Source organism: Microcoleus sp. T3_B1, assembly GCF_036700445.1.
GTDB lineage: Bacteria > Cyanobacteriota > Cyanobacteriia > Cyanobacteriales > Microcoleaceae > Microcoleus.
Window position 1 is genome coordinate 1 of record NZ_JAUBOX010000014.1, and the last position, 13,156, is coordinate 13,156.

Consider the following 13,156-nt stretch of genomic DNA (forward strand, 5'->3'; position numbering starts at 1 on the left):
TTTTAGTAGGCATTGACTTTTTATAAATATCATCATATTATACTATGCAATATGCGTTTTAGATGCTGAACAGCTTAAAACTTCTAAATTAAATTGGTTGCCGATACAAGCCGCTAGTTTTAATAATTTCTGGGTTATTTCTGGGAGTTGGCGAATATTTCGGGCAACCAGTTCAACAATATTGAAATCTGCGATACCAATTGCTTGGATTTGTTGAATATCCCACTCCCAGCGGTCTGTATCTACTTGATAAACCAGCAGATTTTCTGAGTACAGGGTTTTGAGTAGCTGCGTTAAGAAAAACGGATTGCCTTGGGTTTTATTAAAAAGTAATTCCGAAAAAACTTTAATTTTGTCTGAGTTTACGCTGGCATCGAGAGTGTCGGCGATTAATTGGTTGACGCTATCCAAAGCCAGCGCTTGAATGGTGATATTATTCACCACCGTTTCATTTCCTTGAATTTTTTCTATGGTCTGAATTAAAGGATGAACGGGACTGACTTCGTTATCTCGATAAGCTCCAATCGTTAACAAATATTTGTTATCTGGATCGGTTACCAAGAGTTGGATTAACTTTAGAGATGCCGAATCTGCCCACTGTAAATCGTCAAGGAAGATGACTAGCGGGTGTTCGGGTTGACAAAAAACTTGAATAAATTGTTGAAATACCCGATTAAATCTGTTTTGCGATTCCGAAGATCCCAGTTGAGGAACTTCAGGCTGTTTACCGATAATTAGTTCTACTTCGGGGATAACATCAATAATAACTTGACCGTTATTATCTAGCGCTTTTAATAAGTTTTCTTTCCAAATAGCAATCTGTTTGGAATTTTCTGTTAATAGCTGACGAACTAATTCTTGAAATGCTTGGATTAACGCTGCATACGGAATATTGCGCTTAAACTGGTCAAATTTACCCGCAATACAATATCCCCTAGCTGCTACAATTGGTTTATGAACTTCATTGACGATTGAAGTTTTACCAATCCCGGAATAACCGGAAACTAACATCATTTCGGTAGCACCGAGGCTGACTCGTCCAAAGGCATCTAGAAGAATTTGGACTTCGATTTCTCTACCATAAAGCTTCTGGGGAATGAGTAATTGGTTGCGGCGATCGCGTTGACCGATGGGAAAACTTTCAATCTTGCCAGTTGTCTGCAATTGCTGCAAACAAGTTTCCAGGTCAAATTTTAATCCCGCCGCACTTTGATATCGGTCTTCCGCATTTTTTGCTAACAGTTTCATCACAATATCTGAAACCGCTTGAGGAATTTCTGCTACCTCTTTAGGTGGGACGGGTTGTTTGGCAATATGACAGTAAACCAACTCCATCGGATCGGTGGTAGTAAATGGCAACTGGTTGGTCAGTATTTCATAGAAAGTCACTCCTAAAGAATAGAAATCGGTGCGGTAGTCAATTGCTCGATTCATCCTCCCCGTTTGTTCGGGTGACATATAAGCGAGAGTCCCTTCTAGCAAGTTGGGATTGCTAATGCTTTGGTTTTTCAATTCCAAGCGCGATGAAATACTAAAGTCAGTCAGTTTTACTTTTCCGGTCGCTGGATTGATAATGATATTTGAGGGCTTAATGTCTTTGTGAATGATCGGTACTTGATGGAGATAGATCAAAGTTTCGGATAGAGCGATCGCTACCCTCAGCAACTCGGTTATTGACAGGTTATTGGCTGCCATAAAATGATAAAGGGATAGACCCCCACAATCTTCTAATATTAGCGCTAAACTCTTCTGATAATTTTCTAAATTGTAAGTTTTGACAATTCCTTCACACTCTAAATTTTGAGTAATTATAAATTCTTGCCTTAACTTGGTGATTTGTTCAAGCGTAGGATATTCATTTTTTATTATTTTAACGATAACAAGCTGTCGATCCCGATTTCTTATCCCTCGATAAACAACGGTTCTGACTCCTTCGTAAATATTTTCTATAATTTCGTATCCTGAAAGAACGATCATTTTTTTCACCTTACCCTTTTCATTAACTATTCTAAATCGATGTTATCTAGTTCATCTCGACTGGCGGTCATAATTGACTGAGGAACTGGGGGACAGCCTGCTTCGGTATTGCTTTGAGTGGGTTCGCTCATCTGGCTCTCCTGAGTTAAAATGTAATAATGGTAACAGTGTAGATAAGTATTTGATTTATGAATGGGAAATGAGGACTTTGACATCCGCCCCGGCGTGAACGCACGGAGATTCCATCTATTCAAGCCAATCAAAAATTGACAATTGCTTAAATTCTGGTGGGTTGACGCTTCTTTGGGTGCTGCTATCCTGGGATAGTCTTATGCTTCCTCCACGCCCGTTTAAAGTCTCCGAAAGTCCTCCGGCGACTAAAATGTTAGTTGCGGCGTTAATATCCCTATCATGAGACGTGCCACAGTTGAGGCAAATCCATTCTCGAATTGAGAGATCTAATTTCCCGATTTTAAACCCACAACAAGAGCAGGTTTTAGAAGTCGGTTGCCATCTATCAATGACTCGAAAATCTCTGCCATATTTTTCTGATTTTGCTTCTAGGAAAGTTCTAAATGTTCTCCAACCTAAATCAGAAATTGCACGGGATAATTTACGGTTCCTAACCATTCCTGACACATTTAAGTCTTCTAACACAATCGTTTGATTCTCACGAATGAGTTGAGTTGATAACTTGTGCAGGAAATCTGTGCGAGTATCAGCTAGTTTAGCGTGAAGTTTAGCTAACCGCTTTCGATAAAATTCATGTCGTTTAGATCCTTTGGTTTTCCGAGATAGAGATTTAGATAACTTTTTTAGCTTCCTAATCCTTTCCTTTAGGGGTTTGGGAGCTTTTATTTTTTGTCCGTTACTCAGAGTTGCAAAGGTTGAAATTCCTAGATCGATACCAACTGAACTATCAGAAGATGGCAAGACTTCGGGTTGAACTTCCACGACAAAACTGAGGAAATATCGGTCAGAACTGTCCTTGATGATTGTGACTGAACTGGGTTCTGAGGGCAACTCTCTTGTCCAAACCACCTTAAGCTTCCCAACTTTCGCTAAATAAACCTTCTGGCCTTTGATGGAAAATCCTAGTGAGAGTGAATCGGGCGGATTGTTGAGATTTCCGCTTTTTAAAACGAGGGGGTTTAACTTTTTGTCCCTGACGTTTCCCTTTACAGGAATTGAAGAAGTTTTGGTATGCTTGCTCTAAATCGTTTAAGGATTGTTGCAGGGGAACTGCTGAAACTTCTGATAACCATTCCCGTTCCTCTAACTTCTTAGCTTGAGTGATGAATTGCTTTTGAAGTTCGGCATTTTTCGGTTTCTTTTGGCCTCCAATATATTCAGAAATGCAAAAACCTAGACTATCGTTCCATACTACTCTGACACACCCAAATAACTTGGCTAACGCCAATTTATGAGAGGGTGTCGGATAGCATCGGTAGCGATATCTAGCTTTCATTTGTTTTTGATATTTACTGTCTTTATCTTAACATAAACCAGGATAAAAAGCCGTCGAGCGAAGGACGGGGCTTTAAACCAAAAATTTTCGGTAACGTAACTTAGATAGTATCTTTGATAAATATTTGATATCTATTCTCCCATCCCCTGCGTCAAAGCCCAATAGGAATCGACATTAACTTATTATCGGCTCTCTCGTACTTATGGTGATAACGCAAGCTAATAATTTAGCACGATCGAGGGTTTCAACCTTCAGTTTCAGATACTTAGTATCATCTGCTACTTTTAACACCAAGCATCGGGGAGAGCCGAGGAAAAAATTATGTGATTAGATGTTTGCATCGACACTGATGTCATGAATGCTGCACTGGGGCAAGCGTAACAAGTCGCTTTAGCTGTCATATCAAGGTGCGACTCGGCTAAAATGTGGCGCGCCACATTTCTGGGGCAACTGTTCAATTAATGCGATGATATAAATGTGTGGCAATGCTCATACTGACGATCGCCACCAATCAACAACCAATTTGGGCTAGAACTATCAGAAGGTTGCCAGCCTCTGCGCTCTCAAATCGGTTCTATAAAACCGACACATAATGACGATAATTTTAACCAACGACGACGGCATCGATGCTCCAGGGATTCAGGCACTTTTGCAGGCTGTAGAAGGCAAAACAATTATGGTGGCTCCGCAGGGGCAATTGTCGGGCTGCGGGCATCAAGTGACTGCTCACAGTCCGATTCATGTCGATCGGCGATCGGAATTTGAGTATGCTGTAGGGGGAACACCGGCCGATTGCGTGCGTATTGCTCTTCATCACGTTTGTGCGAAGCCGGATTTGGTGCTTTCGGGTATTAACGCGGGTGGCAATTTGGGGGTTGACGTGTATATTTCGGGTACGGTTGCGGCTGTGCGGGAAGCAGCCATGCACGGTATTCCTGCCATCGCAATTTCCCACCGGATTAAAAGGCCACTCGAAATAGACTGGGATGTCGCTACTCGTTGGACATCGCGGGTGTTGGCAGATTTGCTGCACCGGGAACCCAAGTCGGGGTGTTTCTGGAATGTGAATTTGCCACATTTAGCGCCGGGAAGTGCGGAACCGGAAATTGTGTTTTGCCAGCCTTCGACGCAGCCGTTGCCCGTGGTGTACCGGATGGAGGGAGAATACTTTTATTATGCGGGAGAGTATGGATCGCGCGATCGGGCGGCGGGGACTGATGTTGACGTGTGTTTTGAGGGTAATATTGCGGTGACTGAGATATCGTTGTGATAGATTTGATGGGATTTGATGGGATTGGGCGATCGAACTATTTTTTTTGTCAACAAAGCGGAAGTAGGTAGGTTAACTTTGGTATTACTTAGCCTCAATATCCCAAATCAGGATAAAATATTTGTACTTAATTTTTACAGTCACGTAAGTCAATAAATGAGTCCTAACGCAGAAGCGAATTCTCCCAGCATCTTAAAACGCAAAGCGAGCAGCACTGTTGGTCGTGGCAAAGTAGCTAATCTCAATACCAATTTTAATTTTTCTACATGGAGTGACGAATACGTTACTTTATATCTCGGCGATAGTCTCCAGCACTACGACAATTGGGAGCAACCTACTGTCATAGTTTCAGATGGAGCTTACGGTATTCTTGGGTTTGAAGGAGATACCTCAGATCACATTGATTTACCTAATTGGTATAAACCTCATATCGAGGCCTGGTCAAAAGCAGCCATACCCTGTACAACACTCTGGTTTTGGAATTCAGAGATTGGTTGGGCTATTGTGCATCCACTTCTAGAAAAATATGGTTGGCGCTATGTCAATTCCAATATTTGGAACAAGGGAAAAGGTCATATCGCAGGGAATGTTAACACACAGAAAATTCGCAGGTTCCCCGTCGTTACAGAAGTCTGCGTTCAATACGTTAGAGAAGTAACCGTTAATGAACTTACCTTAAAGGCGTGGTTATTGCGAGAGTGGAAACGCTCTGGGTTGCCGTTACGACGGGCCAATAATGCTTGCGGGGTGGTGGATGCAGCAACCAGGAAATACTTCGATCAAGGGCATTTGTGGTATTTCCCTCCGACCGAGATGTTTGAAAGGCTAGTGAACTATGCAAATGAGTATGGTAGTCCTCAAGGAAAACCATACTTTTCGCTGGATGGCAATCAGCCTTTAACGGGACAAGAATGGAGCAAGATGCGATCGAAATTTAGATGCCCTCACGGTTTTACAAACGTTTGGGAGCGTCAAGCTTTACGGGGCGATGAGAGAGTTAAAACTCTCTCTGGAAAAGCATTACATCTCAACCAAAAACCTTTGGATCTGATGAACCTTATTGTTGAGGCATCGAGCGATGAAAACGATGTGATATGGGAACCTTTTGGTGGACTTTTCAGTGCAGCTTTGTCAGCACGTAAACTAAAACGAAAAGCCTTTTCTTGCGAGATAGACCCCGACTATTTCTACTATGGTGTACAGAGATTTAATCAAGAATTTCATCAATACTCTCTTCTCTAATCTGTAGATAATCTTGTAGGGATTTCTTGATGCTGCCTTCTAGGCGACTTGATAAAAGCTTATTCCACCGACCCACGGTCATACCGGAAACTTCAGTATTGTAGACACGTCGCTTAAATTCCTCAATGCCTGGATGTACAATTCTGTCCATCTTTGCGAAATTTGTATCTAGTCTATATTCATAGCGTATCCGTAGCTCCCGCAGAAGGCGCTGATACTCTCTAGTTGGTTTGTAGACTTTTCCTTGAGTACCCCATGAATCAACTATTTTCTCAGCTTCTAAAAACTCCTCAGCAGAGCCTTGGAATTTATATCCACTGGTGTTTGTTTGTTGCAAATTTGCTGTTCTTTGAGTTGTATCTTCCGGCTCTAAAACAAGATAATCTGGCGGATTGTGATAGTGGGTATCTCTCGCTACAGCTACCGATAAACCAGAGACAACGCACACATCAAGAATGCGAGGCTTGCCATAGATGATTTTATCGGGTAGCCATGCCAGGATAGCAACGTAGGTCTGATCGAACCTAAAGTGATTCTGACTATCTTTGAAACGTGCTGTTATCTCTGTTGCTAGTGGGAACCACGCTTTAATTTCTAATCCTGGCGTTGGTTGAACTATGCCGAGGAAAATAGTATCTGGAAAGCCTGGATCTTGCCTATGCCACTTTCCAAATTCACCGAACTCATTTTGTTGATTCAAGAATTCAACGGTGTTAAATTCGATTAAATTTCCGACTAAGGGCGAAAGCTTTGAGATAACTTTAGACAGGTTCACCGCTGCATCTACGGTAACAGGTTTAGATACATCTAAAACGTCGAAAGTGTTACCCGATAAACGATCAAGATATTGGGATGCAAGTCTGATTACATCTTGCGTATTCATATCTCCCTCTCACAAGATGCTTCAGATATTTTTTGTGAAATTTTCCTAATAATATCGCAAGGATCTACACCAATTACATGAGCAACTAACAGAAACTCAATTACATCTAACCGTCGTTCACCGTTTTCATATTTGGCTACGAAAGACTGGGGCTTTTTAAGAGATTTAGCAACAGACTCCTGAGTTAGTTGCGCTTCTTTACGAGCCGCAATCATACAGCAACGGAATGTTTCATATTCATCACTAAAAACAGATTTCATTATACTTTGGGTTTAGCACTGCATATTCCCTAGATATAATAAACCTGTTTTCGGATAATCCCAAAATAGGATATTTGAATCTGTTAAAAATCGATAGTAATGACAATTGAACAAAATTAATCGCAATCCGAAGAGTGGCAGCTATCTCTACTTGCGGCCGTCCGTGCTACCATAATTTTTTTTGTCATCCTTCGGCTTAGCAACACCATCAGGTTGTTTCTTTGGCTTTTTGACTTCTTTGTTGCTTTTTCTTTCTTTTGACATAATTATTCCTCAATTTTTACTCAGAATAACATACATTGACACATCGACCTAACTGCAAGTAGACGAGGTGATGCTATACGGATATTACTCGCTGTTAGTTTTGTACAATCTTCAGTAGATTATGCACTAGGTTTTGAACAAATAGCATCTACCGTTAGGCATATCGATAAATTCCTCACAAGTACAATGTCTGAAATTACTTTTAGCCCCGATCGACTCAAGCAAATATGGAAAAGCACGATCGTATAACTGCTGCGAGACTACCGAGAAAAATTATGGCTGATTAAGCTGTTGTTCCACCTCTAATTTTCCTAAAAAATGACAAGCGAATTTCAAAGGTGGTACCCGCCACGTGATTTATCCGTGGAATCAATCCAAAATCTAAAATCTAAAATCCTCACGCCCCCGAATTTATCTCGCGCCAGTCAATCCAAAATCTAAAATCTAAAATCTAAAATCGAATGACAGTAGATAAAATATGCAGCTATGGCCATGCAAGCATTCGCGACACCTGACGCAAACACAACCAACAAATTTGCAGTCTCGGTTGAAAAAAGCTGTTAGCCACAGTGGAAAACAAAAATATTGATTTTACTATTGATTAACACTTCGGACAGTGTTTGATGGCTTACCTACTCAGAATAACGGTTTCACGGATCTCAGTACGATCGCAACGCTTGCCCAAGCACACTAGAGGGTAAGTAAATCAAGGGTTTCAGACTATGACCTCAAAACGGTCGGGACTCTGGAAAAAGCACAAAGTATATGTATAAATATAAAGTGAATTGTCAGCTTTCAAGAAAGTGCGATCGCATCCGGTCCCTTTGAGATAAAATACTTATAAAGAGTGTTTATTCGTAGATGAATTTCTGCTGTTAGGAATGTGACCCGTATGGAAGTAACCGAGCTGCTCAAACAGTACGAAAATGGAAACAGAGACTTTGCTGAGGCAAACCTCAGCGGAGCAAACCTCAGCGGAGCTATGTTGGTTGGCGTAAACCTTTCGAGGGCTAACCTGTCGGGAGCTAACCTGAGTCGGGCGCATCTCACCAAAGCAGAACTCAACGGCGCAAACCTTTACAGGGCAAATCTGAGTTTTGCCAAAATGGGCCAAGCCAGGCTAGCCGACGCAGAGCTTACAAAAGCCAATCTCAACGGAGCTTTCCTCGTCAAAGCAAAACTGCCCAGAGCAAAGTTGAGTGGCGCCCAACTCATCGGTAGCAACCTGCGGAGTGCCATCCTCTGGAACGCCAATTTGTGTACAGCCGATATGCAATTCATCAACCTGCGGGGCGCCAACCTCACGGGAGCCAACCTCAACTGGGCAAACTGTGGAGGGGCAAAACTCAGCGGTGCAAAGCTTTTTGGCGCTCAACTAACAGGCATCTATCTCAGGAAAGCTTACATCAACGGGATCGACCTGAGCAGGACGGATCTCAATGGCGTCAACCTCAGCGAAGCCAAACTGAACGGGGTAAACCTGGAAGGCTCGAACTTGTTAGCCGCCAATCTCAGCGGGGCTCAGTTGCGGGGCGTCAAGTTGATGGGAGCAGATTTAACCAGGGCAAATCTGGTGGGAGTTTCTTTGGTGCAGGCAAACCTCGATTGGGCTAGGCTGTGCTATGCAGACTTGAGTGAAGCCGACTTGAGCGGGGCAACATTCACGGGAACCAACTTTGAGGGTACTCAGTTAGGCGGATCAACAATGCCCGCATCTGTGAGCCATGATGTCTACTTAACTGCAGCACGTGGTGTCGCAGCTTAGGCAAGGCCAAAAATTAATTTCGCATCCGAGTGGACGACTCTCGCATTGGTTTAACTTTTGATGCAGACATCATTACTTTCGTGAGAGTGTTGCACCGACAGGAAAGTTACTGATATTTGCGAGAGTTTGTAGCATCACAATTGAGCTCACCCGATTAATTTCGCGACTCGCAAAGCAGAGGTAATGGCTCCTTCGTGCAAACCATCCCCCAAATAAGCTCCCGCATGATAAGTGTTGTTCTCGCCATTAGTCTCGATAACTTCATTTCTATATCGAAAAGACTCGACAGTGTACAGCGGCGTGTGATGTTTCTGAATGTGAATAATGTGCTGTTGGGCGATCGACTCCTCCAGATGAAATGCTAAACTGTACTCTCGTGGCGATGAGATGCCGCAAAGCTGATTCAAGCTCGCATTATATCCCCACCCTTTGTCCGTCTCGAAAAAATCAAATTCAGATAACTTGCGGATACCATAGCGATCGTACATCGATGTATCCGAATGCAGTACAGTCGTTGCATAATTGGCTTTCCACGCCGAAAACCGCTTCCTTTCCGCCTCCGTCGGATCAGACAATAACCTCATAACTTGGTCTGGTGGCATCGCAAAAACCACCTTATCAAATTCCTGGATTTCCCCATCAGAAAGCACCATTTTTACAGCATCCGCACTTCTAAAAATATTGGCAATCTCCACATTTAGCCGTATATCGCCCTTAAATCGCTCCAAAATCTTTTCAATGTAAGAATACACCCCGCCTTTAATCCTCACCCAGTTGACCAAGCCATATTCGCGTAGAACAGGCATCGCTAATTCTGCCGGGAAATTGTCGAGCAATTCAAACGGTATCGAGTAGCTGTACATCGTCAGCAACTTCAGCCAATAATTGCGGACGCACGAGCTTTTCAAAGACTCAGAAAGCGACACGTCGTAGAAATCATGCTGTTTAGCAAACCGCATTCTTAAAATAAATCCCGCCGAACGAGCGTAGAGACTATCAAGCCACAAATACTCGATCAGGCGTTGGATTCCGGTGAAATTATTTTGGATAGATACCGCAGACAAAAAGTGAGTGCCATCTTTAAAAAACAGCGCGGAACCAATCTGCACCGGTTCTAATTCAACGCCTAGTTCCTGCATAAAAGCCACGAAATTGTAAAACACTGTGGGAAATTCCAGCACCCCATTTTCTAATATTTCATTGCACTCCGATTGATTGGGCAGAACATTTTTGTTCAGCGTCCGAATGTGTCCGCCTAAAATCGGCTGACTTTCCAACACAGTGACGTGATGCCCCTGTTTATCGAGCCAGTAGGCTGCTGCCATACCACTGGCTCCGCCCCCAACAATTGCAATTCTCATAGTTCACTCCTAGATTGATAGAATGGAACATTAATCATCGAATGCTTAAGAGCTGTTGGAGAAACGATCCGATCCCCCCTAACCCCCCTTAATAAGGGGGGGACAAGAACCTTTTTCTAGCTTTCTCTCGTTGCCAGGTTGGATGTGATGCCCTTTTTATTTTTTAGTCTGCGGAGGCAGACTTCGTTTCTGTAGTAGCGATTTCAATCGCCGAGTAACCAATTCCTCCTAGCCTAAAATCGCATCGCCGGATAAACGTTGATAAAGCAGCGCCCCCGTCCAAAATGTCGGTGCAAAGCCTGGATAGCCCGAGGAGGCGTTGCAGAAATAGAAATTGTTGAGGGATGTTTCATGATTTAGCCGATCGACCCCCATGTTGCGCGGCGTCAGGCTGGAACCGTAGGAATTACCGTTAGGACACCAACAGAAGCGCTCGTTAGTCGTCGGACTTCCGGTAATATGAAAGACCATGTGTTTGCGGAAATTCGGAACATAGTGTTTTTCCACAACATCTAAAATTGAGTCCAGAATCTCTTGTTTCTTCTGTCTGTAAGCTTTGCGATCGCTCTCCCAAAGCTGTTTAAAATAGCTGTAATTAGCAACAGTCAGAAATTCGACAATTTGACAATCTTCTGGACAATCCCGCCGCGCTTGGGTCAGTAAAGTTGGCGTTGTAATTGCAAAACTCGGACGAGAAAAATCATTTTGCTCATACATTTGAGCAAACGCTTCATTTAGATCCAAGTGTTCAGAATGAAACGTATTCCACTTGCCAAATCCATAGTCCCGGAGATCGATATCTTTGACAACGCAGTACACCATGTAATTAGATGCAGAATACTCATAGTTGAGTTTCCGTCGCACTTTTTTAGAGAACAGTTCCTCTCCAATCATCTTGGCTGCTCTTTTCGGGTCAAGGTTGCAAATCACCGTGTCCCCAGTGAATTCATGGGTTTGATGGGTGGTCAAATCCATCGCTTCAACACCAGTTACTGTTCTGTTTGTTACCCTGAAATTCGTGACTTCATGGTTTAATAGAACTTTCCCCCCGTTGGATTCAATGACTTTAACTAAAGAATTGATGACAGATTCAAAATGCTGCGTCGGGTAAAATGCACCTTCTTGATAGCCTCTAAACAAGGCAATCCAAGCATAGAAAGAAAGCTGATTTGGAGGCAGCAAAAAGTCCGGCCATTGCAGGGCTAATAGGGTTTGGGCGGCTTGCGGGAGTTGGAACTTGTCGAAAACGTCCTGAAGTGTACTATTGAGATGTTGGACAGCACAGAATACGTCACCGAAATTTTTGAGCAATTCAATTGGTTTGACGGGAGGAGCGAGTTTTCTGAGTCCGTTGCCGGTTTTCTCGACTTCGTTGACGAATTGGCGAATTCTCTCGCCCGCTTCGGGAAACAGCGCCGACAATCGCCGGATCAGTTCCTCGGGTTCCGAGGGAATATCGAGCGCATACCCAGGCATTCTCATGTGGTCGTAGCCATTCGGATCGTACCGTTCAAAGGTGACATCTCGATCGAGACCGAGTTTTTTGAGAACTCGATTGACTGTATGTCCTTCGCCGCAGTCCCAAACGTAGTGGAATTGGGCATTAAAGGTGTATTTTTTGGCCATCGTAAAGGTGTGACCAAAGCCTCCGGGATGTTCGTGAGCTTCGAGGATGTGTACGGTTTTGCCGGAGTTTGCCATCAAAGCTCCGAAAACCAGTGCTGATAAACCACTGCCGACGATGAGGTAATCTGTTTTCATGGTAAATTTCCTCGATCGATTGAATCGGGCGATCGTTGTCTATTTAAACTAACGCTCAATTCTGAGGAAATTCTGAAGAGGGCTTACCACGCTATTTGTGGGGTACGCACTGCGTACCTTACGCCTTTTTGGGCGGGCGGGACGCCCAAAAAATACAACACCCCACAATAGTGTGAAGCATCTAAATTTAGGCTCGCGAATTAAATAACTTACAATTTTAATTGTTATTGTGGGATGGGCGTCCCGCCCGTCCAAAAAGGACGGGCGGGACGCCCATCCCACTTTCAAGAGTGGAAGTTATTTAATTCTCATTCCTTAACAGTCAAGTTTGAGCGACTTCTTGTGGGGAGTAGGGGTTGGGCGTCCCGCCTGCCCAAAAAATACAATTTAGGTGGGCTTACTTACAGCTTATTGGTGTGGCAGGATCACATCAAAAAAAGCATCCTCCAAATCATAACCAAACATCTGCGACATCGCCATCAACTTCGATTTACTGGGAATTCCCTGCTGATTCAACCAATCAGTCAACACAAAAATTTTGTTCATCAAAAACATTTCCAAAGCTTCAGGATTGTACTGAATACCTTGGGTTCGGTGAAACTGGTGCGGCACCAACATCGCCGCATAGCGGGCCAATTCTCCCGCTTTCCAATCCAGCAAAAATGGCAGCCAAGGGTAACAAGCATCCAAGCGAATAAACCACAGCCTTACTTCGGGAATTTCCGAAATTTCTCGCGGATCTAACTCTTCGCGCGGATACTCTATTTCAAATTGTAGCTGTTGTTCGTTTTGGGCGATCGCTCCTTCGGCCAGCCACTTTTCAATCACAGTCCGCACCGGAGACAAATCTAAACTGTTTATGCCATCGGCATCTATCGCTATCATAATACTCATAAAAAGTCAAC

The 13,156-nt window shown here is 43.4% G+C and carries 11 protein-coding genes; 3 read left to right on the plus strand and 8 right to left on the minus strand.

Annotated features, from left to right (window positions below; genetic code table 11):
- Positions 1–42: 42 nt before the first annotated feature.
- The 3 genes from QT990_RS10060 to QT990_RS10070 all read right to left on the minus strand — a co-directional run bounded on the left by QT990_RS10060 (position 43) and on the right by QT990_RS10070 (position 3,445).
- Positions 43–1,977, minus strand: coding sequence for an AAA family ATPase (locus tag QT990_RS10060; protein WP_333465195.1), 1,935 nt, complete (start codon positions 1,975–1,977; stop codon positions 43–45).
- A gap of 246 nt (positions 1,978–2,223) precedes the next feature.
- On the minus strand, positions 2,224–3,063 hold the full coding sequence (locus QT990_RS10065) for an RNA-guided endonuclease TnpB family protein (RefSeq protein WP_333147267.1): 840 nt from the start codon (positions 3,061–3,063) through the stop codon (positions 2,224–2,226).
- Entirely contained in the window at positions 3,020–3,445 is a 426-nt protein-coding gene (locus QT990_RS10070) for a transposase (RefSeq protein WP_333147261.1), read from the minus strand. Before QT990_RS10070 ends, QT990_RS10065 begins: the two co-directional genes overlap by 44 nt.
- A 592-nt stretch (positions 3,446–4,037) precedes the next feature.
- On the opposite strand from QT990_RS10070, the gene surE reads away from it, so the two are divergent.
- Both surE and QT990_RS10080 read left to right on the plus strand, forming a co-directional pair.
- Positions 4,038–4,715 carry a 5'/3'-nucleotidase SurE gene (gene surE / locus QT990_RS10075; RefSeq protein WP_333147259.1) on the plus strand — a complete coding sequence of 226 codons (678 nt, stop codon included), beginning with the start codon at positions 4,038–4,040 and terminating at the stop codon, positions 4,713–4,715.
- 156 nt (positions 4,716–4,871) lie between these two features.
- Complete coding sequence (locus QT990_RS10080) at positions 4,872–5,957, plus strand: DNA methyltransferase (protein ID WP_333147256.1); 1,086 nt, start codon at positions 4,872–4,874, stop codon at positions 5,955–5,957.
- Here QT990_RS10080 and QT990_RS10085 read toward each other — a convergent pair.
- Together QT990_RS10085 and QT990_RS10090 are read right to left on the minus strand one after the other, a co-directional pair.
- Complete coding sequence (locus QT990_RS10085) at positions 5,923–6,840, minus strand: hypothetical protein (protein WP_333147254.1); 918 nt, start codon at positions 6,838–6,840, stop codon at positions 5,923–5,925. The genes QT990_RS10080 and QT990_RS10085 overlap by 35 nt on opposite strands.
- Positions 6,837–7,100 carry a helix-turn-helix transcriptional regulator gene (locus QT990_RS10090; protein ID WP_333147252.1) on the minus strand — a complete coding sequence of 88 codons (264 nt, stop codon included), beginning with the start codon at positions 7,098–7,100 and terminating at the stop codon, positions 6,837–6,839. Before QT990_RS10090 ends, QT990_RS10085 begins: the two co-directional genes overlap by 4 nt.
- Positions 7,101–8,256: 1,156 nt before the next feature.
- Here QT990_RS10090 and QT990_RS10095 point away from each other — a divergent pair.
- A complete protein-coding gene (locus QT990_RS10095) occupies positions 8,257–9,129 on the plus strand; it encodes a pentapeptide repeat-containing protein (RefSeq protein ID WP_333147250.1) in 873 nt (290 codons plus the stop codon).
- Between the two features lie 146 nt (positions 9,130–9,275).
- Here the strand turns inward: QT990_RS10095 and QT990_RS10100 are convergent, their stop codons facing one another.
- The 3 genes from QT990_RS10100 to QT990_RS10110 all read right to left on the minus strand — a co-directional run bounded on the left by QT990_RS10100 (position 9,276) and on the right by QT990_RS10110 (position 13,145).
- Positions 9,276–10,490, minus strand: a complete 1,215-nt coding sequence (locus tag QT990_RS10100; RefSeq protein ID WP_333147248.1) for an FAD-dependent oxidoreductase — start codon at positions 10,488–10,490, stop codon at positions 9,276–9,278.
- Positions 10,491–10,718: 228 nt separating this feature from the next.
- Entirely contained in the window at positions 10,719–12,251 is a 1,533-nt protein-coding gene (locus tag QT990_RS10105) for an NAD(P)/FAD-dependent oxidoreductase (RefSeq protein WP_333147246.1), read from the minus strand.
- A 408-nt stretch (positions 12,252–12,659) separates the two neighbouring features.
- The gene (locus tag QT990_RS10110; protein WP_333148185.1) at positions 12,660–13,145 is read right to left on the minus strand and encodes a CRR6 family NdhI maturation factor; all 486 of its coding nucleotides are present in this window, start codon (positions 13,143–13,145) and stop codon (positions 12,660–12,662) included.
- Positions 13,146–13,156: the final 11 nt, after the last annotated feature.

Bases quoted from the DNA above. Each gene is read 5' to 3' on its own strand.
- QT990_RS10060 (WP_333465195.1), bottom strand. From the start codon at position 1,977: ATGATCGTTCTTTCAGGATACGAAATTATAGAAAATATTTACGAAGGA.
- QT990_RS10070 (WP_333147261.1), bottom strand. From the start codon at position 3,445: ATGAAAGCTAGATATCGCTACCGATGCTATCCGACACCCTCTCATAAA.
- surE (WP_333147259.1), top strand. From the start codon at position 4,038: ATGACGATAATTTTAACCAACGACGACGGCATCGATGCTCCAGGGATT.
- QT990_RS10080 (WP_333147256.1), top strand. From the start codon at position 4,872: ATGAGTCCTAACGCAGAAGCGAATTCTCCCAGCATCTTAAAACGCAAA.
- QT990_RS10085 (WP_333147254.1), bottom strand. From the start codon at position 6,840: ATGAATACGCAAGATGTAATCAGACTTGCATCCCAATATCTTGATCGT.
- QT990_RS10090 (WP_333147252.1), bottom strand. From the start codon at position 7,100: ATGAAATCTGTTTTTAGTGATGAATATGAAACATTCCGTTGCTGTATG.
- QT990_RS10095 (WP_333147250.1), top strand. From the start codon at position 8,257: ATGGAAGTAACCGAGCTGCTCAAACAGTACGAAAATGGAAACAGAGAC.
- QT990_RS10100 (WP_333147248.1), bottom strand. From the start codon at position 10,490: ATGAGAATTGCAATTGTTGGGGGCGGAGCCAGTGGTATGGCAGCAGCC.
- QT990_RS10105 (WP_333147246.1), bottom strand. From the start codon at position 12,251: ATGAAAACAGATTACCTCATCGTCGGCAGTGGTTTATCAGCACTGGTT.
- QT990_RS10110 (WP_333148185.1), bottom strand. From the start codon at position 13,145: ATGAGTATTATGATAGCGATAGATGCCGATGGCATAAACAGTTTAGAT.